Origin of the sequence: Streptomyces sp. DH41, assembly GCF_029813785.1 — a bacterium.
Lineage (GTDB): Bacteria > Actinomycetota > Actinomycetes > Streptomycetales > Streptomycetaceae > Streptomyces.
The window spans coordinates 16,743-36,916 of sequence record NZ_JARVKY010000002.1; the positions used below are offsets into that span (position 1 = coordinate 16,743).

Genomic DNA, 20,174 nt, shown 5'->3' on the forward strand with positions numbered 1-20,174 from the left:
GTCCTGACCCATGACCGCCCTCAGCCGCGACCGCTCTCAGACGCGCGTCCAGGTGGCGCGGTCGCGGGCCATGGCGTGCAGGGCCTCCACGTCCGCCGGTTTGAGCACCCCGCCCGGGCGTGCCAGGCCGGGCAGTTCCTCGTCCGTGAGGACGCGGACCGAACGGGGCGGGGCCGTGACGACCACGTGTGCCGGGCCGACGAGGACGAGGACGGGGTGGACCTCGGCCGTCAGGGCGTAGGAGGCCCGGTCGGCGTCGGCGCGGACCCGGCGCAGCAGCGGAAGCGGTTCGCGGCGGCCCAGCGCGACCAGGGGGTCGGTGATCTGGACGCGCTGCCTGCGGGCGGGCAGCGCGTGGACGGCGTAGAGGCCACCGGGGCCGATCAGCAGGTGGTGGACGCGGTCGCCGCCGGGCAGCGGGACGGAGTGCAGGGTGTGCCAGCCGGCTCCGTCGAGGCGGTCCAGGGCCGCCCCCGCCGCCTGCTCGGCCGCCAGCGCCCGGCGACGCGGATCGGCCCGGCGCAGCCGGTGCGCCGGACCGGGGTCACGCTCCAGGGCGACCAGGAGTGCCTCGCCGGGCCGGTTGGGGGCCAGGTCGTCGTCCGGGTGGAGGGAGAGCCGGGCCAGCTCGGCGGGGGTCGGGACCGGGGGCGGGCCGACCGTGACGGGGCCGGTGAGGAAGGGGCCCAGGGCTTGGAGGACCTCGTCCTCGCGGTCGTCGCTGAGCAGGTTGACCCGTGCGGTCTCACGGTCGTACCAGGCGACGTTCCCGCCGTCCGGGAGGCAGACGTACAGCCGTTCCTGACCGTGCCGCCAGGTCGGTACGACGCGCAGTCCCTTCATGCCCATCACCCCACGACCATGGGAACAGGCGGGGTGCTGCGGGGGCAAGAACCCGGCTACCTTTGAGGGCGGTCGGACAGACCTTCGGACGGGGTGGGGAGGCGCTGGTGCGTACCCGTGGGAAGGGAGCGGACGTGCCGGCTCCGGGCCGGCCGTGGGACGAGATCGTGCCGGGGCTGTGGATGGGCGGGCACGAGTTCGAGCGGCAGGCCGGAGAGCGGGAGCTCGCCGTCGTACGGGACGAGTTCGATCTCGTGCAGACCCTGCTCCGACTGCCCGGACACGGGCCGGACGAAGGTGTCGAGCACCATGTGTGGCCGATCCCCGACGGGCCCCTCGACGGCACCCAGCTCGCCGGTGTCATCCGGCTCGCGGAGGCCGCGGGCGAGGCGCTGGACAGGGGCCGCAAGGTCCTCGTTCGCTGTTACCACGGGTACAACCGTTCCGGCCTCGTCGTCGCGCACACGCTCGTACGCCGGGGCGGTACGGCCGAGGAGGCGGTGCGGCTGATCCGTGCCCGGCGCTCGCGGTGGGCACTGCACAACGACCTGTTCGTCGAGTACCTGCGGGCCGGTCTGGACACCGCACGGCTGCTGGAGGAGCTGGCCGAGTAGCCCGGCCCCCCGCCACGCGGGCAAAATGGACTTCCGTCCGAATAGGGTGTAGCGGATCACCGATTCCGATCACCTGATGTCACTGGACGACCGAACCCCCAGGAGTGCAGTGCTCCCGAGCCGCCGTGGCCGCTCCGCCCGCGTCCCCGCCGCCCTCGCGCTGCTCCTGGCGACCGCGGCGTCCGGAGCGCTGGCCGGCTGCGGTGACGCGGGCGGGCTGCGGAGCGCGGGCGCGACACCGGCCGCGCAGAGCCCGGCCCGGCTCTGGCCCGACCTGACACCGGCGTCGACTCCGGCCTACGACATCGGCGAGGTGGACAACGAGGTCGTCAAGGGCGTCGCCGTGCCCGGCGGCGACATCCGCGAGGCGGATCCGGTGGCCGCCGTACGGGCCGAGATCACCGCGCGTCCGGACGACTACCGGGGCGACGGGGCGCCGTACGGCGAGACGGCCCGCCGGATGGCGGACTGCGGCGCGGCCGGTGTCGACCGTGCCGACGGCGCCGACAGCGCCGACGATGCGGCCGGCGAGCGCGGCCGGTGCCCGGTGCTCAGGCCGTACTACCGCGACCTGACCGGCGACGGACGCCCCGAGATGACCCTGGGCTTCCGGCTGCTGCCCGAGAAGCTGACCGCCGTGCGCGTCTACACGGTCGAGAAGGACCGGCTCGTGCGGGTCATGTCCTACGACGACGCGGTGAGCGCGGTCGAGCTGGCCGGGCGGGCGGTGATCGTCCGGTCGCCGTCGGAGGTCGCGGGCTACGAGTACCGGCTGCAGTGGACCTGGGACCCCGACCAGCGGGCCATGCTCCTCACGAGCGACGAGATGCTGCGCACGGACGACAGCGGGAAGCACACGAAGCGCCCGTCCGCGTCACCGTCCCCGTCAGCCTCCGCGTCCCGGTCCGCGCCCCCGTCGGCGAGTGCCCCGTGAGACTCGTCCTCCCCCGGGGGGCAGGCCCGCTCGCGGTGAAGGCCGCCCTCTTCATCACGGTGATGTGCTGTGCGCTCGCCGCACTGCTCGGCGTCCTCGTGCACGTCTCGGTGACCAACCAGACGGTGGGCCAGGCCCGGGACACGGCCCTGGCCCGGCTCGGGGAGGCGACCAGGGCGTACGAGGCCGGGGACCCGCTGCGGCGGGGCGCCGGCGTGGACCCGCCGGGGCTGCCGGAGCGGCTGCGTGAGCTGGCCGTCTCGGGCCGGCGCGGCACGATGGCCGCCGAGGACGACGGGCGCCCCACGATGTGGGCGGCGGGCCCCGCCACGGGCGGCCGGGCACTCGCCGTGCGGGTCGACCACACACAGGGACAGCGCACCATCGACGGTCTGGACGGCGCGATCGTGTGGTCGTCGGCGCTGGCGATCGGCGCGACACTGCTGGTGGGCGTGTTCGCCGTGACGCGGGTGACCAGGCGGCTGCACACCACGGCGCGGGTGGCGCGGCGGATCAGCGCGGGCGACCTCGACGCCCGGGTCGACGATCCCCGTGCCCAGGATCCGACGCGGCCGCAGGACGAGGTGGCGTCGGTCGCCGCCGCGCTGGACTCCATGGCGTCGTCGCTGCAGGGCAAGCTGCTCGCAGAGCAGCGGTTCACCGCGGACGTGGCGCACGAGCTGCGCACTCCGCTCACCGGCCTGCACGCGGCGGCCGAGCTGCTGCCGCCGGGCCGCCCCACCGAACTGGTCCGGGACCGGGTGGCTGCCCTGCGCACGCTCACCGAGGACCTGCTGGAGATCTCCCGGCTGGAGAGCGGGCGGGAGCTGCTGGAGGTGGACCCGGAGGCGCTGGGCGCGCTGGCCGGGCGGGTCGTCCGGGCCTCCGGCACCGACACGCGCGTGGGCGTCGTACGGGACGCGCGGGTGGAGACGGACCGGCGGCGGCTGGAGCGGGTGCTCGGCAATCTGGTGGCGAACGCGCACCGGCACGGGCGGGCGCCCGTGGTGCTGACCGTGGACGGGCCGGTGATCACCGTGCGGGACCACGGGGACGGCTATCCGGAGTACCTCCTCGTCCACGGGCCGCAGCGGTTCCGCACCGAGGGCGGGTCGAAGGGGCACGGGCTCGGGCTGACGATCGCGCTGGGGCAGGCGGAGGTGCTCGGCGCGCGGCTGGCGTTCACCAACCCGCCGGACGGCGGGGCACTGGCGACCCTGACCCTGCCTCAGCAGCCCTGACCGGCCCGGCGGACCGGCCGGTTCCCCGATGGCGCAGTGCGGCGGGCGGTCCGTGGCGGGCGCTCCTAATGTGGCGGTTAGTCACCTGTTGACCCAACGTGGCGGTCAGTCACCTGAAGTCCCGTTCGCTCCCCACTCCTCGGGAGGTACTCCCATGTCCCTGCTGTCCGTACTGTCCCCGCGCTCACCGCTCCTGCGCGGCCTCGCCACCGCCGTCGCCGCCGGCGCGCTCGCCACCGCCGTCGCCGTCACGCCCGCCGTCGCGAACGACGAGTGGGGCGGCGGGGACTCCGGCTCCGGCAGCGCCACCGCCAACCCCTCCGGCGGAAACGGAGGCGGGAACGGCGGCGGAAACGGCGGTGGCCACGGGGGCGGGAACGACGGCCGCCAGGAGCAGGGCAGCTACCGGGGCGTCGTCACGGCCGACCGGCTCGCCCTGCGCACCTCGCCGGCCCGCGGCTCGGACGTCATCCGGTACGCCCACCGCGGCGAGACCGTCCACATCTACTGCAAGACCCCCGGCGACAAGGTGAAGGGCAACCCGCTCTGGTACCTCCTGACGGACGGCACCTGGGCCTGGGGCGCGGCCCGTTACATCGACAACGTCGGGCCCGCGCCGCGCTGGTGCTGATGCGAACGACTCCCACACCGCACCATTTGGGTAAGTTCCGGACATGACCAAGGCCGGAACCGGAACCGGAATCACCGTGGCACAGGCGGACACGCCCGCTCCCGTCGCCCGCCTCCCCCGGCGCCGTGGCATCGAACTCGCGCTCATCCTCATGGCCGTCCTGCTGTCCGTGTTCGGCTACTGCAACGTCGGCCTCGCCCAGCACGGCACCCTCCCGCCCGGCGCCGCCGGTTACGGCGCCGGGCTCGGCGTGCTCGCGCTCCTCGCCCATCTGGCGGTACGGCTGCGCGCCCCCTGGGCCGACCCGCTCCTGCTGCCCATCGGAGTACTGCTCAACGGCCTCGGCCTGGTGCTGATCTACCGGCTCGATCTGGAGACGCCGGGCGACCGGGCGGCCCCCACCCAGCTGGTGTGGTCGACGCTGGGCGTCGGGCTGTTCATCGTGGTCGTGCTGCTCCTGCGCGACCACCGCGTGCTCCAGCGCTACGCCTACGTCAGCGTCGCCGCCGCCCTCGTGCTGCTCACCGTGCCGATCTTCTTCCCGGCCGTGAACGGCGCCCGCATCTGGATCCGGGTCGAGGGCTTCTCCATCCAGCCCGGCGAGTTCGCGAAGGTCCTGCTCGCGGTGTTCTTCGCCGCCTACCTGGCCGCCAACCGCAGCGCGCTGGCATACGCGGGCCGCCGGGTGTGGCGGCTCCAGCTGCCCACCGGCCGGGTTCTCGGCCCGATCGTCGCCGTCTGGCTGGTCAGCGTCGGCGTCCTGGTCCTGGAGCGCGATCTCGGCACCTCGCTGCTGTTCTTCGGCCTGTTCGTCGTCCTTCTCTACGTCGCCACCGGCCGCACCGGCTGGATCGCCGTCGGCCTGGTGCTGGCCTCGCTGGGCGCGGTCGCCGTGGGCTGGCTGGAGCCGCACGTGCACAGCAGGGTGGAGGACTGGCTGCACCCCTTCGCGTCGATCGAGGCGGGCCGGGGACCCAACCAGCTGGCCCAGTCGCTGTTCGCCTTCGCGGCGGGCGGGGTGACCGGCACGGGCCTGGGCCTCGGCCACTCCGTCCTGATCGGCTTCGCCGTCAAGTCCGACTTCATCCTGGCGACCGCCGGGGAGGAGCTGGGCTTCCTCGGCCTGACCGCGATCTTCCTGCTGTACGCGCTGCTGGTGGAGCGCGGCTACCGGGCGGGGCTGGGCGCCCGCGACCCCTTCGGCCGGCTGCTCGCGGTCGGCCTCTCCTCGATCGTGGCGCTCCAGGTGTTCGTCATCGCGGGCGGGGTGACCGGGCTGATCCCGCTGACCGGTATGGCGATGCCGTTCCTGGCCCAGGGCGGCTCCTCGGTCGTCACCAACTGGGCGATCGTGGCGCTGCTGATCCGGGTCAGCCACGCGGCCCGCAGCCAGGCGGGCCAGGCCGACGGGCAGGTGGCGCCGTGAGAGCGGGGGAGCTCCGGTGACCCGGAACATCCGGCACGCCGCCGTCTTCTGCGCCCTGCTGCTGGTCGCCCTGCTGGTGAACGCGGCCCGGGTGCAGATCGTCCAGGCCCCGGAGTACGACGACAACCCGGCCAACCGCCGCCCGGACATCGCCCGCTACCAGCAGCCGCGCGGCGACATCCTGGTCGGCGGCGAGCCGGTCACCGGCTCCCGGGACACCGGCGAGCACCTTCGCTTCGAACGGACGTACCAGGACGGGCCGATGTACGCGCCGATCACCGGCTTCGCCTCGCAGGCGTACGGGACGACCCTGCTGGAGGCCGCCGAGGACGGCCTCCTCTCCGGCGCCGACCCGACGCTCGCCCCGCTCCCCCTCTGGAACGACGTCACGGGCGCCCACAACCCGGGCGGCGACGTCGTGACGACGATCGACGGGGCCGCACAGCGGGCCGCGTTCGAGGGGCTCGGCCGGCGCAAGGGGGCGGTGGCCGCGATCGAGCCGTCGACCGGCCGCATCCTGGCGCTGGTGTCCACCCCGTCGTACGACCCCCAGCTGCTGTCCGGGAACAGCGCGGCCGCCACCCGGACCTGGCACCGGCTGAACGACGACCCGGACCGGCCGATGCTCAACCGGGCCGTGCGCCGGACCTATCCGCCGGGTTCGACCTTCAAGGTGGTCACCGCGGCGGCGGCGCTGGACTCGGGCGTGATCCGGGACCTCGACGCGCCGACCCGCTCACCCGCCCCCTACACCCTGCCGGGGACGCGGACCAGGCTGACGAACGAGGCCGAGGGATGCCGGGACGCCTCGCTGCGGGAGGCCTTCGAGTGGTCCTGCAACACGGTGTTCGCCAAGCTCGGCGTGGACGTGGGCGTGCGCGACATGGCGGCTACGGCGGAGGCCTTCGGCTTCAACGACACCCGGCTGCGCATCCCCTTCGCCGTCTCGCGGAGCACCTTCGACACCTCGGTGGACCGGGCGCAGCTCGGGCTGTCGTCGATCGGGCAGTACAACACGCGGGCGACTCCGCTGCAGATGGCGATGGTGGCGGCGGCGGTGGCCAACGGCGGCCAGGTGCGCTCGCCGTACCTGGTGGAACGGACTCTGCGGGCGGGCGGCAGCGTGCTGGCGACCGCGGGGCCCGGGCCCTCGCGGGAGGCGATGCGACCGTCGACGGCCGCGCGGCTGAAGGAGCTGATGACCGGCGTGGTGGAGAACGGCACCGGCGCGAACGCCGCCATCCGCGGCGCCACCGTCGGCGGCAAGACCGGCACCGCCCAGCACGGGGTGGGCAACTCGGGCGCCCCGTACGCCTGGTTCGTCTCCTGGGCGCAGGGCGACGACGACCTGGAGCCTAGGGTCGCGGTCGCGGTGGTGGTCGAGGGCTCGGCGAGGGACCGCGAGGACATCAGCGGCAGCGGACTGGCGGCGCCGATCGCGCGGGCGGTGATGGAGGCGGTGCTCACGTCGTGAGACAGGGACACCACGGCACGGACCGCCCGACCTGATGTCCGATACATGACTGAACCCCGCGTACGAGCTCGCCCAGGTCAACATCGCCTACCTCAAGGCTCCGCTGGAATCTCCGCGGTTGAAGGACTTCGGAGCTCTTCGAGCGGCTCGCGGAGGCGGTCAGCCAGACGTCTGCGGCGGCTCCGAAGGCGACGCAACCGGTGGTCGGCGGTTGATCGCACCGAGGTCGATCGTAAGGGGGAACGGCACGGTCAGTTTCAGACGGTCGTGGTGGATGCCCGTGACGGTGTAGGTGTCCGTGGCTCGATCCAGCTCGTAGGTGTAAACCACAGGCAGCCCGTCGCTTTCCTCCACCCTCCAGTAGTGGAGGATGCCGGCCGCCGCGTACTTACGGGGCTTCACATCCCGGTCACGTTCCATGGAGTCCTCGGACACCACTTCGATGGCGAGGACGACGGAGTCTGAGTGATGCCAGGTCTGCTGAGGCCCGGTGTCCGCGTCCGCCCGGTACACCAGCACGTCGGGTTCCGGCCGGTTGCGCCGGTCAAGCCTGACACTGAAGCTCGTCGAGGTCGTCCGCCGTCCAGCCGCCCGCCGGCGGACGGGGCCACTCGTAGTCGTCGTCCAGCCCGTAGTCACGTGCGGGGCTCATGATCGCTCCCATGCGCTGGAGTCTGCCTGACCCAGCCAGCGTACCCAGGAAGAATCCAGGCTCTTGGCTCCACCAGGCGATCCGGCCCCGCGCCGTTGACGCCCGCCTCACCTTCACTCCCGGTCGACAAGTCCCGCCCAAGGGATTGACGAGCTTGCTGACGCGCAGTCTCATAAGACGGAGCGAGTGGGAGTAACCGCCGGTAACCCGAACCGTACGACGAGGTGGGACAGCCATGACGACCCTGACGGAAGCCGACGCGCTCGACGGTCTGCGCGACGCTCTCGGCCTGCTCAAGGACCGGGAGCAGGTGGCCGAGCGGCTGCTCGCCTCTTCCGCCAAGCACTCCTTCGACCCGGACAAGGAGCTGGACTGGGACGCGCCCTTCGAGGAGGGCAAGTGGTTCTGGCCGCCGGAGCTGGTGTCGCTGTACGGCACGCCGATGTGGAAGCGGATGAGCGAGGAGCAGCGCATCGCGCTCTCCCAGCACGAGGCGGCGGCGCTCGCCTCGCTCGGCATCTGGTTCGAGCTGATCCTCATGCAGTTGCTGGTGCGGCACATCTACGACAAGTCGGCGACGAGCGCGCACGTGCGCTACGCGCTGACCGAGATCGAGGACGAGTGCCGGCACTCGAAGATGTTCGCCCGGCTCATATCGCGCGGCGAGACGCCGTGGTACCCGGTGAGCCCCCTGCACCAGCACCTGGGCCGCCTGTTCAAGACGATCTCCACCACGCCCGGCTCCTTCACCGCCACGCTGCTCGGCGAGGAGGTGCTGGACTGGATGCAGCGGCTGACCTTCCCCGACGAGCGGATCCAGCCGCTGATCCGGGGCGTCACACGCATCCACGTCGTGGAGGAGGCCCGTCACGTGCGCTACGCCCGTGAGGAGCTGCGCCGCCAGATGGTGACGGCCCCGAAGTGGTCGCAGGAGTTCACCCGGATCACCTCCGGCGAGTTCGCCCGCGTCTTCTCCGTCGCCTTCGTCAACCCCGAGGTCTATACCAACGTCGGCCTGGACAAGCGCGAGGCCCTGGCCCAGGTCAAGGCCAGCGGCCACCGCCGCGAGATCATGCAGACCGGCTCGAAGCGCCTGACGGACTTCCTGGACGACATCGGCGTGCTGCGGGGAGTCGGGCGGCGGCTGTGGAGGTCGTCGGGGCTGCTGGCGTAGGCACCGGGTGGGGCCGTGCCGATTAGGCTGCGGTTCATGACCCCGCAGGCCTCCTCCCCCGCCTACCGCCGGCTCAGTGTCGAGGAGCGCCGCGTCCAGTTGCTCGGCGCGGCGCTCGCCCTCTTCGCGCACCGGCCGCCGGAGGAGGTCTCCCTGGACGACGTGGCCGAGCAGGCCGGGGTCTCGCGGCCGCTGGTGTACCGGTACTTCCCGGGCGGCAAGCAGCAGCTGTACGAGGCCGCGCTCAGGTCCGCCGCCGACGAGCTGCGGCTGTGCTTCGACGAGCCCCGTGAGGGCCCGCTGCTCGCCCGGCTCTCCCGCGCCCTGGACCGCTACCTCACCTTCGTCGACCAGCACGACACCGGCTTCAGCGCCCTGCTGCGCGGCGGCAGTGTGGCCGAGACCTCCCGGACCTCCTCCATCGTGGACGGCGTACGCCGGGCCGCCGCCGACCACATCATGAGCCACCTGGACGTCGCCGAGCCCGGCCCGCGGCTGCGGATGACCGTGCGGATGTGGATCACGGCGGTGGAGGCGGCCTCGCTGATCTGGCTGGACGAGGGCAAGGAGCCACCCTTCGACGAACTGCGGGACTGGCTCGTGGAGCAGTTCCTCGCCGTGCTGACGGTCACCGCCCGCCGCGACCCGCAGACGGAGGCGCTGGTCGCGGCCCTGGCGGGGGACGTCTGACACCCGACGCCGGACATCCGGCACCGGTGCCGGGACATCTGACAGCGGCGCACGGATCGCCGACACTGGTGCGGTGAAGAGCGCAGACACCCCCTTCGAGGGCGGCCCCATGGACGGGCGGACGCTGCCCGTGCTGGTGGGGATGACCGGGCACCCGCCGAAGACCTACCGCATCCCCGTACCGGCCCCGGACGGCGGCCCGCCCACCGTGCTCGTGTACCGGCGCGTGCCCCGGGACGCCGGGGGCGGGCTCGGGTTCGCCCGCTGGAAGTACGTGTACGCCCCCGAGGGCGGGAAGGGCTCCGGCCGGAAGTGGCCCTGGTCCAAACCGGATGCCGCTCCGGATTCCACTCCGGGCGTCGAACCGGGCGTCGAACCGGACGCGAGGCGCGCCGCCGATCCAGACGCCACGCCGGACGGCAAGCCGGACGACGCCCACGGGTGACCCCGTTGCGCCGAACCGCGCACACTCGGCGCGCGGAGTCCGGGAACACGTCACATGCTCGCCGTGCGGAGCGGACGAGCCGCCCCGCACCGGAGGTGATGGCGTGTCAGGAAGGCTTCTGCGTCTGGTGTGTACGGCGGCGATGGCGGCCGGGATCGCCCTCGCGCCCGTGCCCGCCACGGCCGAACCCGAGCCCGGCGGGGCCGGCGGCGACCGGTCCGTGGCAGGGCTGCTGACAGACCTTCAGCGGTTGTACCAGGAGGCGGAGAAGGCCACCGAGACCTACAACGCCACCGAGGAGCGCCTGAAGAAGCAGCGCGCCGAGGTGAAGCGGCTGGACGCCGCACTGGCCCGCACCCGGCTGTCCCTGCACGACAGCCGCGGCGCCGCCGGACGGCTGGCCCGGCAGCAGTACCAGAACAGCAGCAACCTCTCCCCCTATCTCCGGCTGCTGCTGGCCCGCGATCCGCAGCACGCGCTCGACCAGGGGCATGTGATCGGGCAGCTGGCCAGGGAACGGGTCGAGACGGTGGGCCGCCTGGCCGGCGACGAGAAGAGGGCCGGGGAGCTGGCCCGGCGGGCACGCGAGGCCCTGGACGAGCAACTCGCCCTCGCCGAACGGCAGGAGGTGGAGCGGGACGACGTGGAGGAGAGGCTGCGCGCGGTCGAGGAGCTGCTCGCCTCGCTGACTCCCGAGGAGCTGGCCGCGCTGGCCGAGTTCGAGAGGAACGGGATCACCGAGGACCAGGAGCGGTTCATGGCGTCCGGCGCGCTCGGTGACGACGGCAGGCCGTCCGCGGAGGGCGACCGGGCGGTGCGCTTCGCGGTGGAGCAGCTCGGCAAGCCGTACGAGTGGGGGGCGGAGGGGCCGGCGTCGTACGACTGCTCGGGACTGACCTCCGTGGCCTGGGAGCGGGCCGGGTCGCCGATCCCCCGGACCAGCCAGGAGCAGTGGGCCCGGCTGGAGCGCGTGCCGCTCGGCGAGCTGCGGCCCGGCGACCTGGTCGTGTACTTCCCCGAGGCCACCCATGTGGCGCTGTACCTCGGTGACGGCATGGTCGTCCAGGCGCCGCGTCCCGGCGCCGAGGTCAAGGTGTCACCGATCGCGGCCAACCCGGTGCTGGGCGCCGTACGGCCCGACCCCGATGGGGAGCCACTGCGGCGGTACGCGCCACCGAGGCTCCCCGAGGAGACGACGGACGGATCCGACGAGGGATACGCCGACGCCTACGCGCCCGCGGCGCCCGAGACCTCCATCAGGTAGCCCTCGGTCTTCGCCGGGTCGTAGAAGAAGTTCTCGAAGTCGGCCGGGTCGTTGAAGCCGTTGGCGAAGCGGTCGGCGATGGGCTGGAGTTCGCCGGCGGCGCCGAACAGGTTGAGGATGTGCTCCGGCGGCGGGGCGAGCATGGTGTTCGTCCACTTGGTGACGTGCTGGGCCGTCTCCCAGTAGCGGTCGAAGGTCTGCCGCATCCAGGCCTCGTCGAACTCCTTCTCGCCCTGCTCCAGGATGGAGGCGAGGTAGGAGGCGGCGCACTTGGAGGCGGAGTTGGAGCCCTGCCCGGTGATCGGGTCGTTGGCGACGACCACGTCGGCCACGCCGAGGACCAGGCCGCCGCCGGGCAGCCGGCCGACCGGGTTGCGGACGGTGGGGGCGTAGCGGCCGGCCAGCGTGCCGCCGGCGTCGGTCAGCTCGACCTTGGTGGCCCGCGCGTACTCCCAGGGGAGGAACCTCTCCATGAGTTCCAGGGTCAGGGAGAGGTGCTCCGCCGGGTCCTTGACGTCCTTGAAGGCGTCCAGCGGGCCGCCGGGTATGCCCTCCCAGAACAGGATGTCGGCGCGGCCCGAGAGCGTGACCGTCGGCATGATGAACATCTCGCCGACGCCGGGGACCAGGTTGCAGCGGACCGCCTCCATGTCCGGGTGCTCCGGGCGCGGGCCCATCCCGTGGACGTAGGCCACCGCGAGCGCGCGCTGCGGCTCGGCGTACGGGGAGCGGGAGGCGTCGCGGCCGAACATCTGGACCAGCTCACCCTTGCCCGCCGAGACGAGGACGAGGTCGTAGGCGCGGGAGAAGTAGTCGAGGTCGCCGACGGCCGCGCCGTGGATGACCAGCTGGCCGCCGCGCTGGGCGAAGGTCTCCATCCAGCCGGCCATCTTCACCCGCTGGTCCACCGACTGCGCGAAGCCGTCGAGGTGCCCCACCCAGTCGATCGCGCGCTGCGAGGGGCCCGGGTCGAAGGAGCCGGGGGCCGCCACCGAGACGCCGAGTCCTTCGATCTTCGGGGCCTGGGACTCCCAGAAGTTCAGCTGGAGATCGCGCTCATGCTGGAGTGCCGTGTGGAACATGCACTGCGTCGACATGACCCGCCCGGTGCGGATCTCGTCCGCGGTCCGGTTGGACATCAGGGTGACCTCGTAGCCGTGCGACTGGAGGCCGAGGGCGAGCTGGAGACCGGACTGGCCGGCTCCGACGACGAGTATCTTCCGCATGCGGTTTCCGTCTCCTACTCGGGGGTCGTCTACTCGGGTGTTTCGTCGAGCGCGTGGCCCACGAGGGACAAGAGGGTCTCGATGGCCGAGATCCGACGGCGCGCGTCCATGATCATTACAGGTATGTGCGCGGGGATCGTCAACGCCTCCCGCACGTCCTCCGCCTCGAACAGCTCGCTGCCGTCGAAGTGGTTCACCGCGACGACGTACGGCAGTCCGCAGCTCTCGAAGTAGTCCAGTGCCGGCCAGCAGTCCTTCAGGCGGCGGGTGTCGGCCATCACGACTGCGCCGATCGCGCCGCGCACCAGGTCGTCCCACATGAACCAGAACCGCTGCTGGCCCGGCGTGCCGAACAGGTAGAGCACCAGGTCGTCGTCGAGCGTGATGCGGCCGAAGTCCATGGCCACGGTGGTGGTCAGCTTGCCCGGGGTGGCGGTGAGGTCGTCGGTCTCCTCGCTCGCCTCGGTCATAAGCGCCTCGGTCTGCAGCGGCGTGATCTCCGAGACGGCGGTGACCAGCGTGGTCTTGCCGACGCCGAAGCCGCCCGCGACGACGATCTTCGTGGCGACGGGCGCGCGGGTGCGGTCCGTCTGCCAGGGCCGCATGGGCTCGTCGGGGTCGACGAGGGGGGAGACGCCGTAGGCGGCGGCGTCAGAGACGACGGAGTCCACTGAGCACCCTTTCGAGCAGAGCGCGGTCCGGGCGGCCCGCGCCGTGGCCGGTTCCGGTGCCGTACACACGGATCTTTCCCTGGTCCGCGAGGTCGCTGAGGAGCACCCGGACCACGCCGAGCGGCATCTTCAGCAGCGCGGCGATCTCGGCCACCGTACGCATACGGCGGCACAGTTCGACGATGGCCCGCATCTCCGGCATCACCCGGGAGGTGAGCGAACCGTTCGTCAGTTCCTTGCGCTCCTCGGCGGCTTCGAGCGCTGCCGTGCCGGCGGTGGCGCCGACGAACGTCTCGACGAGCAGGACGTGGCCGAAGCGGGTCCGGCCGCCGGTGAGCGAGTAGGGGCGTACGCGGGCGGGCTTGCGGTCGGCGCCGCGTACGGGGAGGTTCTTCGGGGTTTTCCTGGGACTGCTGCTCATCGGGTGCTCCCCGTCGAGGTCGACACGGACTCCAGGGATTTCCGCAGCTCGCTGCGGAGTTCGGGGGTCAGGACGTGGCCGGCGCGGCCGACGAAGAGGGCCATGTGGTACGCGATGACGCTCATGTCGCAGTCCGCGGAGCCGTGCACGCCGAGCAGCGAGCCGTCGCTGATCGACATCACGAACAGGCTGCCCTCGTCCATGGCGACCATCGTGTGCTTCACGTTGCCGAAGTCCATCAGCCGGGCGGCACCGATGGTGAGGCTGCCGACGCCGGAGACGACGGTGGCGAGGTCGGCGGCGGAACCGCGCGGGCCGGCGCGGCGCACGGCCCGGACCTCGCGGGCCGCGTCGTAGCTCTCCTGGTCGGAGGAGAGCAGGAGCAGGCCGTCGGAGGAGACCACCGCCACCGAGAGGATGCCGGGCACCTCCTCGACCAGGTTGGTCAGCAGCCAGTGCAGGTTGCGGGCTTCATTGCTGAGTCCGAAGGTACTGGGAGCGGTCAACTGCTTGCCTCCTCGACAGTGCCCCCCGTTGCTTCTTCGGTTGTGTCCGCTGCGGCGATCTCCGCCTCGACGTCGCGACGCCCGGCCTCCGCGCCCTGACGGAATCCGCCCAGGCGGCGCCGGAGTGCGTCGGCGTCGACGGAACCCGTCGTGCGCGGCCGTGGGACCGCCGCGGGCGCGCTGACCTTCGGGGTCCGCTTGGGCAGACCCTTGTCGGTGACGGGTTCGGCCGGTTCGGTGGGCCCGGTGGTCTCGGTGGGCCCGGGGGGTCCGGCGTCTCGGGTCCCGGTGGTCTCGGCGTGCCCGGCGTCTTTGGTGGTTCCGGTCGGCTCAGGGCCTCCGGTCGGCTCGGGCTCCTCGGCCCGTGCGGTGCCTTCGTCCGGGGTGCGGTCGTGGGCGTCGGGGCCGATGGCGTAGGGACCGGGTGCGGAGTCCTTCGATTCCGGCTCCGGCTCCGGCTCCGGCTCAGGTGTCCGGGCCTCTGTTTCGGTCCGGGCCGGGAGCAGGAGTGCCATCGTGGTGTCATCGGGGAGGTCCCGGCCGGGGGCGGTTTCGGGCCCGGCCGGCTGTGCCTCGGGGGCGTTCCCCTCGGGGGCCTGCGCCTCGGGGGCCTGCGCCTCGGGGGGCCGTGTCGCTTCCTGGGCGGGCTCCGGGCCGTCGGTCTGGTCGGCCTCCGCGCGTCGTACCGCCTGTTCCGCCGAGGTGACCAGCGGGTCCGCGTCCTTCGCCGCGTCCTTCTCCGTGCCCTCCCGCGTGCCCTTCTCCGCGCGCCCCTGAAGGACGTTGGAGTTGGCCTCCGCGTCGGCGCCCGGCAGGGAGAAGGACCCCGTGCCGTCGGGCATCGGCGCGGCCGGGACGAGCGCGGCCGGCGGTGCCGCGGCGAGCAGCGTGTTCGGCAGGACCACGACGGCCGCGACACCGCCCTGCTTCTGCTCCCGCAGCCGCACGCGCGCCCCGTGCCGGTGGGCGAGCCGGGCCACCACGTACAGGCCGAGCCCGAGACCGTCCTCGCCCTCCTGGTCGTAGGGCGTGTCCGGTTCGAAGTCGGTGAGGCGGGCGTTGAGGCGCTCGAGTCGCTCGGTGGCCATGCCGATGCCCTCGTCCTGGACGGAGAGCATCACCTCGCCGTTCTCCAGGAGCCAGCCGGAGACCTCGACGGGCAGGTCCGGCGGCGAGAAGGAGGTGGCGTTCTCCATCAGCTCGGCCAGCAGGTGGGAGAGGTCGTCGGCGGCGAACCCGGCCACGTGGGCGTGCGGCGGCAGCGCGGCGATACGCACGCGCTCGTACCGCTCGATCTCGCTGACCGCGGCCCGGACGACGTCGACCAGCGGCACCGGCCCGGTGCTGTGCTGGATGTGCTCGGTGCCGGCGAGCACGAGGAGGTTCTCGCTGTGCCGGCGCATGACCGTGGCGAAGTGGTCGAGCTTGAACAGGGTGGAGAGGCGGTCCGGGTCCTGCTCGCGCTCCTCCAGGCTCTCGATGACCGCGAGCTGCCGCTCGACCAGGCCGAGGGTGCGCAGCGCGAGGTTGACGAAGGTGGAGCCGATGCTCTTGCGTACGACGTCCAGCTGGGCGGCGGACCGGGCGAGTTCGGCCCGCAGTTCCTCGCGGGCGTCGGCCATCTTCTGCCGCTGGCCGACGAGGTGCTTGCGGTCGGACTCCAGCGTGTTGACGCGCTCGGCGAGCGTGGCCGCGTGCGCGTGCAGGGCGTTGACGGAGCGGACGACCTGGGCGAACTCGTCGTTGCGGCCGGTGAAGGCGACCGGTTCCTGGGCCGTCGGGTCCTCCGCGCCGGCCAGCCGGGCCGAGCCGCGGCGCAGCACCGAGAGCGGGCGGGTGAGGGTGCGGGCCATGGCGGTGGCGATACCGACGGCGAGCAGCGTCAGGGCGCCGAGGGCGGCGATCCGGATCTCCAGCGCGGTGACGTCGTCGTCGCGCAGCTGCTCCAGGGACGTGGTCCGCTTCTCGTAGAGGGCGGACTCGGCGCCGCGCATGGCGTCGACGCGGGCCGAGAGCGCGGCGTCCAGCCTCTTGGTGCTGGTGCCGAGGTCGTCGTCGGAGAGCGTCGGCTCGTCCGTGAGGCCGGCGAGGTACTTCTCGGCGGAGTTGACCTCCGGGCCGGCGACCGTGGAGTCGAAGCTGTCCCGCGCCTCCTTGGGCGCTCCCTCGCGGAAGTCGGCGAGGGCGGCGTCGGAGCGCACCCGGGCCTGCTGGGCGGCGGCGGCCAGCGCGTCGCGCTGCTCGGCGTCGGCGTCCGAGGACGTGGTCGTCTCGGTCGGCAGGCCGGTGATCGGGTCGATGACGGTCTCGGTGGTGCTGGGCACGTTCAGGGCCGCGAGCAGCAGGCCGCGGGTGGCGGCGGCCTGCTGGACGGCGGTGTCCAGCTCGGCGAGGGCGTACGCGCCGGCGCCCGCGCGGGGCGGCATCAGCTCGGCCAGCTCCTCGGCCAGCGCGTGCAGTTCGGCGATCGCCTCCGAGTACGCCTCGTGCGCCTGGAGAGCGGTGCTCTTGCCGGTGAGCGCCGCCCGGCGCAGTGCCGCGACGGCGTCGAGGTCCTCGCGCAGGGAGGCGGGCGTGTCGGTGTCGGCACGCAGTTCCTCCACCTGCCGGTCGACCCGTGCGCTGCGCTGCTCGGAGGGCGCCTTGGTCTTGGGGCGGCCGGCGGCGATGTACGGGGTGACCTCGTCGCGCTCGTCGGCGAGGGAGTGGGCGAGGGTCAGCGCGCTCTGGGTCCGCTCGGCGAGCGTCACCAGTTCCTGGGCGTCGTGCAGTTGCCCGGAGGCGGCGACGACCGACGGGGCTCCGGCCGCGGCGATGGCGGCGGCCACGACCGTCACAGCGACGATGAGGCGGTTGCGTACGTGGGTCGGACGGCCCTTGCCGACGGGGGGCGCCGGCGGCGCCGGGGTGGAGGTGCCGGGGGTGTGCTCCGCGCTCCCCGCGGGGGCCGTCTGCTTGCCTGTGCGACGAGGCCGCGTCTTCTGCACCGGTGCTCGCATTCCTGACTCGTGTACCCGTGGGCCCGGGTGGCGCTCCGTCAACTGGCCGGTCGGCGCGTGCACTTTCCGCCACGCTCTGGGCTGCTTCCCTGCCGCCGGCTGCGCTTCGGACGGGGCGACCTCGTGAGCAGGGCAGGCCCCCCACCGGCTCCCGACCCTTCCAGTGCCGGTGGGCGGTGGGCGTGCATCGTCCGACCCGCCACCCGAAGGAGTGAACCCCGGACGGGAGTTGGTGGGCAAGTTCCCCCGGCTCGTGCGGCGGGCCTGTGCGGCGCGCCGGTTGGACGTCTGCGACGGGCGGTGGCACTATGTGCCGCCGCGCGTTGCCGGAGTGCGCGATTCCACCTCAAATCCGGCGCCTGACCTGCGCCGCCGCGTCGATCCCGGGAAGTTGCCGGCCTCTTGCGGACCCTGTGAAGGGGTCGTGCAGACTGGCTGGATGCGTACGGAACTCGTCTCGGAACCCGGCCTCGCCGACCACCCCAACGAGGACTTCGCGAGCGTCGGACTACCGGCCTCGGGACAGGGTGGTTCGCTCGTCGTGCTGGACGGTGTGACACCGCCGCGGAGCGGGACGGGCTGTCTGCATTCCGTACCCTGGTTCACCGCGCGCCTCGGCGGTGCTCTGACCGAACTGACCGTTTCACTCCCGGATGTTCCTCTCGCCGAAGCCCTGTCCCGCGCCATCGCTCGTACCTCGGCAGCGCACGCGGAAACCTGTGACCTTTCTCACCCGCGGACTCCGCAGGCAACCGTGGTCCTGGCCCGGTGGTCCCCCGCGGCGGTCGAGTACCTGGTCCTGTCCGACTCGGCGCTGCTGGTGGAGGCCCCCGACGGCACGGTCACGGCGGTCCTGGACGACCGGCTGGCCCGGCTGCCCCGATCGGCTCTCGCCACGGACGCGCTGGTCGACGCGGGCTACCGCAACAAGGAGGGCGGCTTCTACACGGCCGCGGCCGACCCGGCCGTGGCGGCGCGTGCGGTGACGGGGGTGCTGCCGCGCGGGGAGGTGCGGACGCTGGCGGCGCTGACGGACGGTGCCGCGCGGTGGGTGGAGACGTTCCGGGAGGGCGACTGGACGGACTGCCTCGCGCTGGTGCGCAAACAGGGCGCGCAGGCGCTGGTGGACCGCGTACGGGAGCTGGAGCGCGCCGACGCGGCGGGGGCCCGGGAGTTCCTGGGGCGCGGCAAGGCGCACGACGACGCGACCGTGGTGTACGCGGAGCTCTGAACGCCGGGAGGGGACGCCGGGAGAGAGTGCCGGGCGGAAGCCAAACGGAAGCGCCGGGCGGGAGCGCCGTGGAGAGGCGGGCCCTGCCCTACCTCTCCATCCCCCGGTTCAGCTGCTGCAGCAGCCGGGCCAGTTCCGTCACCTCGCGCGGGTCCCAGTCGGCGAGCCGGCCCGCGTACCGCGCGCGGCGGGCGTCCCGCACCCGGCTGACGCGCGCCTGGCCTTCCGGGGTCAGGGTGATCAGCCAGGCGCGGCCGTCGGCGGGGTCGGGTTCCCGGGTCACGAGGCCGAGTTCCTCCAGGGCGCGCAGTTGACGGGACATCGTTGCCTTGCCGACGCCGATGTAGGCCGCGAGCTCGGTGGCCCGCTGCCCTCCGCACTGGCCGAGCCGCACGAGAAGGCCGTACGCGGACGATTCCAGGTCGGGGTGGACCTCCCGGGCCATCTCGCCCTGGCTGGCCCGGGCCCGTCGGAGCAGGACCGTCAGCTCCCGCTCCAGTGCCAGGAACTCCGGTTGGTTCACACCACTGCCGGACGCCTCGCATTCGACTCCGCGACCGCCGCCGTTCCCGCCTTCGTGCACGTCAGCCCCTGCCTCGATTTTCCCGGTCCTGAAAGTTTCCGCCACGGGCCGTCATCACCGCAGCTCGGCAAGTATTTCGCAGGCTTAGACCAACGGAAGCTACTGGTCCCTCTTCCCACCCCCGTTCTACGTGCGTAGCGTCTTCACCGGACCCCCGAGTGGCATGCGCACGCCAGCCACGGGTTCTCCCCACCCGCGCATCCCCCACCGAGCACCACCGAGCCATCGGAGGCACGTCATGCTCGTGCACAGATCCGGATCGGCCCGCGGACGGCGCTTCGCCGTCACGGGGACCCTGCTCGCCGCGTTGTCCCTCGTATTCACCCTCCCCGCGCACTCCTCGTCGGCCGCCGACACCCCGCCCCGCGGCTCCGCCCACATGGGCATGGGCGTCGTGGAGCACGACGGACAGCACGGCACGCCGGTCCCCGGCCGCGCCACCCAGACGGAGGGTGTCGACGTCTCCAGCCACCAGGGCAACGTCGCCTGGTCGACCCTGTGGAACAGCGGGGTCAAGTGGGCCTACGTCAAGGCCACCGAGGGGACCTACTACACCAACCCCTACTTCGCCCAGCAGTACAACGGCTCGTACAACGTCGGCATGATCCGCGGCGCCTACCACTTCGCCACCCCGGACACCACGAGCGGCGCCGCCCAGGCCAACTTCTTCGTCGACAACGGCGGCGGCTGGTCCCGCGACGGCAGGACGCTGCCGGGCGCGCTGGACATCGAGTGGAACCCGTACGGGGCCACCTGCTACGGCAAGTCGCAGAGCCAGATGGTCTCCTGGATCCGCGACTTCCTGAACACCTACAAGGCTCGCACCGGCCGCGACGCCGTGATCTACACGGCCACCAGCTGGTGGACCCAGTGCACCGGCAACTACAGCGGCTTCGCGGCCAACAACCCGCTGTGGGTCGCCCGGTACGCCTCGACGGTGGGGACGCTGCCGGCGGGCTGGGGCTTCTACACGATGTGGCAGTACACCTCGTCCGGGCCGACGGTCGGGGACCACAACAAGTTCAACGGGGCGCTGGACCGCGTCCGGGCGCTCGCCAACGGCTGAGCCGGCTCGCGGGGGCAGGGCACGGGCCTCCTCGCCGGGAGCCCCGTGCCCTGCCTTCCGGCCGTTCGTCACGCCGCGTCCGT

General features: G+C 72.8%; 19 protein-coding genes and 1 pseudogene. 12 read left to right on the forward strand and 8 right to left on the reverse strand.

Features of this window, described 5'->3' with window-relative positions; translation table 11 throughout:
* Positions 1-36: 36 nt before the first annotated feature.
* Positions 37-843, reverse strand: coding sequence for an NERD domain-containing protein (locus QC283_RS03255; protein WP_279559791.1), 807 nt, complete (start codon positions 841-843; stop codon positions 37-39).
* 107 nt (positions 844-950) lie between these two features.
* On the opposite strand from QC283_RS03255, the gene QC283_RS03260 reads away from it, so the two are divergent.
* The 6 genes from QC283_RS03260 (at position 951) to QC283_RS03285 (ending at position 7,163) form a co-directional block, all read left to right on the forward strand.
* Positions 951-1,457 carry a protein-tyrosine phosphatase family protein gene (locus QC283_RS03260; RefSeq protein ID WP_279559792.1) on the forward strand — a complete coding sequence of 169 codons (507 nt, stop codon included), beginning with the start codon at positions 951-953 and terminating at the stop codon, positions 1,455-1,457.
* 109 nt (positions 1,458-1,566) lie between these two features.
* A complete protein-coding gene (locus QC283_RS03265) occupies positions 1,567-2,391 on the forward strand; it encodes a hypothetical protein (protein WP_279559793.1) in 825 nt (274 codons plus the stop codon).
* Positions 2,388-3,632 (forward strand): ATP-binding protein, encoded by a 1,245-nt coding sequence (locus QC283_RS03270; RefSeq protein WP_279559794.1) that lies wholly within the window; start codon positions 2,388-2,390, stop codon positions 3,630-3,632. Before QC283_RS03265 ends, QC283_RS03270 begins: the two co-directional genes overlap by 4 nt.
* A 154-nt stretch (positions 3,633-3,786) precedes the next feature.
* The gene (locus tag QC283_RS03275; RefSeq protein WP_279559795.1) at positions 3,787-4,263 is read left to right on the forward strand and encodes an SH3 domain-containing protein; all 477 of its coding nucleotides are present in this window, start codon (positions 3,787-3,789) and stop codon (positions 4,261-4,263) included.
* A gap of 43 nt (positions 4,264-4,306) precedes the next feature.
* Positions 4,307-5,689, forward strand: a complete 1,383-nt coding sequence (locus QC283_RS03280; protein ID WP_279559796.1) for an FtsW/RodA/SpoVE family cell cycle protein — start codon at positions 4,307-4,309, stop codon at positions 5,687-5,689.
* A 16-nt stretch (positions 5,690-5,705) separates the two neighbouring features.
* Positions 5,706-7,163 (forward strand): penicillin-binding transpeptidase domain-containing protein, encoded by a 1,458-nt coding sequence (locus QC283_RS03285; protein ID WP_279559797.1) that lies wholly within the window; start codon positions 5,706-5,708, stop codon positions 7,161-7,163.
* 159 nt (positions 7,164-7,322) lie between these two features.
* Here QC283_RS03285 and QC283_RS03290 read toward each other — a convergent pair.
* Positions 7,323-7,815: pseudogene (locus QC283_RS03290) on the reverse strand (Uma2 family endonuclease).
* A 235-nt stretch (positions 7,816-8,050) separates the two neighbouring features.
* Here QC283_RS03290 and QC283_RS03295 point away from each other — a divergent pair.
* The 4 genes from QC283_RS03295 (at position 8,051) to QC283_RS03310 (ending at position 11,388) form a co-directional block, all read left to right on the forward strand.
* A complete protein-coding gene (locus tag QC283_RS03295) occupies positions 8,051-8,989 on the forward strand; it encodes an AurF N-oxygenase family protein (RefSeq protein WP_279559798.1) in 939 nt (312 codons plus the stop codon).
* 36 nt (positions 8,990-9,025) lie between these two features.
* A complete protein-coding gene (locus tag QC283_RS03300) occupies positions 9,026-9,679 on the forward strand; it encodes a TetR/AcrR family transcriptional regulator (protein ID WP_279559799.1) in 654 nt (217 codons plus the stop codon).
* A 73-nt stretch (positions 9,680-9,752) separates the two neighbouring features.
* On the forward strand, positions 9,753-10,124 hold the full coding sequence (locus QC283_RS03305) for a hypothetical protein (protein WP_279559800.1): 372 nt from the start codon (positions 9,753-9,755) through the stop codon (positions 10,122-10,124).
* A gap of 103 nt (positions 10,125-10,227) precedes the next feature.
* On the forward strand, positions 10,228-11,388 hold the full coding sequence (locus tag QC283_RS03310) for a C40 family peptidase (RefSeq protein ID WP_279559801.1): 1,161 nt from the start codon (positions 10,228-10,230) through the stop codon (positions 11,386-11,388).
* Here QC283_RS03310 and QC283_RS03315 read toward each other — a convergent pair.
* Genes QC283_RS03315 through QC283_RS03335 form a run of 5 tightly spaced genes read right to left on the reverse strand, consistent with a single transcriptional unit; the run spans position 11,352 to position 17,199 of the window.
* Positions 11,352-12,614 carry a styrene monooxygenase/indole monooxygenase family protein gene (locus tag QC283_RS03315; protein ID WP_279559802.1) on the reverse strand — a complete coding sequence of 421 codons (1,263 nt, stop codon included), beginning with the start codon at positions 12,612-12,614 and terminating at the stop codon, positions 11,352-11,354. The two genes, QC283_RS03310 and QC283_RS03315, sit on opposite strands and share 37 nt — an antisense overlap.
* A gap of 29 nt (positions 12,615-12,643) precedes the next feature.
* Positions 12,644-13,285 (reverse strand): GTP-binding protein, encoded by a 642-nt coding sequence (locus QC283_RS03320; protein ID WP_279559803.1) that lies wholly within the window; start codon positions 13,283-13,285, stop codon positions 12,644-12,646.
* A complete protein-coding gene (locus tag QC283_RS03325) occupies positions 13,266-13,706 on the reverse strand; it encodes a DUF742 domain-containing protein (RefSeq protein WP_279559804.1) in 441 nt (146 codons plus the stop codon). Before QC283_RS03325 ends, QC283_RS03320 begins: the two co-directional genes overlap by 20 nt.
* Positions 13,703-14,212 (reverse strand): roadblock/LC7 domain-containing protein, encoded by a 510-nt coding sequence (locus QC283_RS03330; protein ID WP_279559805.1) that lies wholly within the window; start codon positions 14,210-14,212, stop codon positions 13,703-13,705. The genes QC283_RS03325 and QC283_RS03330 overlap by 4 nt, the downstream gene beginning before the upstream one ends.
* The gene (locus tag QC283_RS03335; RefSeq protein WP_279559806.1) at positions 14,209-17,199 is read right to left on the reverse strand and encodes a sensor histidine kinase; all 2,991 of its coding nucleotides are present in this window, start codon (positions 17,197-17,199) and stop codon (positions 14,209-14,211) included. Before QC283_RS03335 ends, QC283_RS03330 begins: the two co-directional genes overlap by 4 nt.
* A gap of 451 nt (positions 17,200-17,650) precedes the next feature.
* Here QC283_RS03335 and QC283_RS03340 point away from each other — a divergent pair, with 451 nt between their 5' ends.
* The gene (locus QC283_RS03340; RefSeq protein WP_279559807.1) at positions 17,651-18,442 is read left to right on the forward strand and encodes a protein phosphatase 2C domain-containing protein; all 792 of its coding nucleotides are present in this window, start codon (positions 17,651-17,653) and stop codon (positions 18,440-18,442) included.
* Positions 18,443-18,530: 88 nt separating this feature from the next.
* Here the strand turns inward: QC283_RS03340 and QC283_RS03345 are convergent, their stop codons facing one another.
* Positions 18,531-19,025 (reverse strand): MarR family winged helix-turn-helix transcriptional regulator, encoded by a 495-nt coding sequence (locus QC283_RS03345; RefSeq protein ID WP_279559808.1) that lies wholly within the window; start codon positions 19,023-19,025, stop codon positions 18,531-18,533.
* Between the two features lie 238 nt (positions 19,026-19,263).
* On the opposite strand from QC283_RS03345, the gene QC283_RS03350 reads away from it, so the two are divergent.
* Positions 19,264-20,091, forward strand: coding sequence for a lysozyme (locus QC283_RS03350; RefSeq protein WP_279559809.1), 828 nt, complete (start codon positions 19,264-19,266; stop codon positions 20,089-20,091).
* Positions 20,092-20,174 lie beyond the last annotated feature (83 nt).

Bases quoted from the DNA above. Each gene is read 5' to 3' on its own strand.
- QC283_RS03255 (WP_279559791.1), bottom strand. From the start codon at position 843: ATGAAGGGACTGCGCGTCGTACCGACCTGGCGGCACGGTCAGGAACGG.
- QC283_RS03275 (WP_279559795.1), top strand. From the start codon at position 3,787: ATGTCCCTGCTGTCCGTACTGTCCCCGCGCTCACCGCTCCTGCGCGGC.
- QC283_RS03280 (WP_279559796.1), top strand. From the start codon at position 4,307: ATGACCAAGGCCGGAACCGGAACCGGAATCACCGTGGCACAGGCGGAC.
- QC283_RS03295 (WP_279559798.1), top strand. From the start codon at position 8,051: ATGACGACCCTGACGGAAGCCGACGCGCTCGACGGTCTGCGCGACGCT.
- QC283_RS03300 (WP_279559799.1), top strand. From the start codon at position 9,026: ATGACCCCGCAGGCCTCCTCCCCCGCCTACCGCCGGCTCAGTGTCGAG.
- QC283_RS03315 (WP_279559802.1), bottom strand. From the start codon at position 12,614: ATGCGGAAGATACTCGTCGTCGGAGCCGGCCAGTCCGGTCTCCAGCTC.
- QC283_RS03325 (WP_279559804.1), bottom strand. From the start codon at position 13,706: ATGAGCAGCAGTCCCAGGAAAACCCCGAAGAACCTCCCCGTACGCGGC.
- QC283_RS03340 (WP_279559807.1), top strand. From the start codon at position 17,651: ATGCGTACGGAACTCGTCTCGGAACCCGGCCTCGCCGACCACCCCAAC.
- QC283_RS03350 (WP_279559809.1), top strand. From the start codon at position 19,264: ATGCTCGTGCACAGATCCGGATCGGCCCGCGGACGGCGCTTCGCCGTC.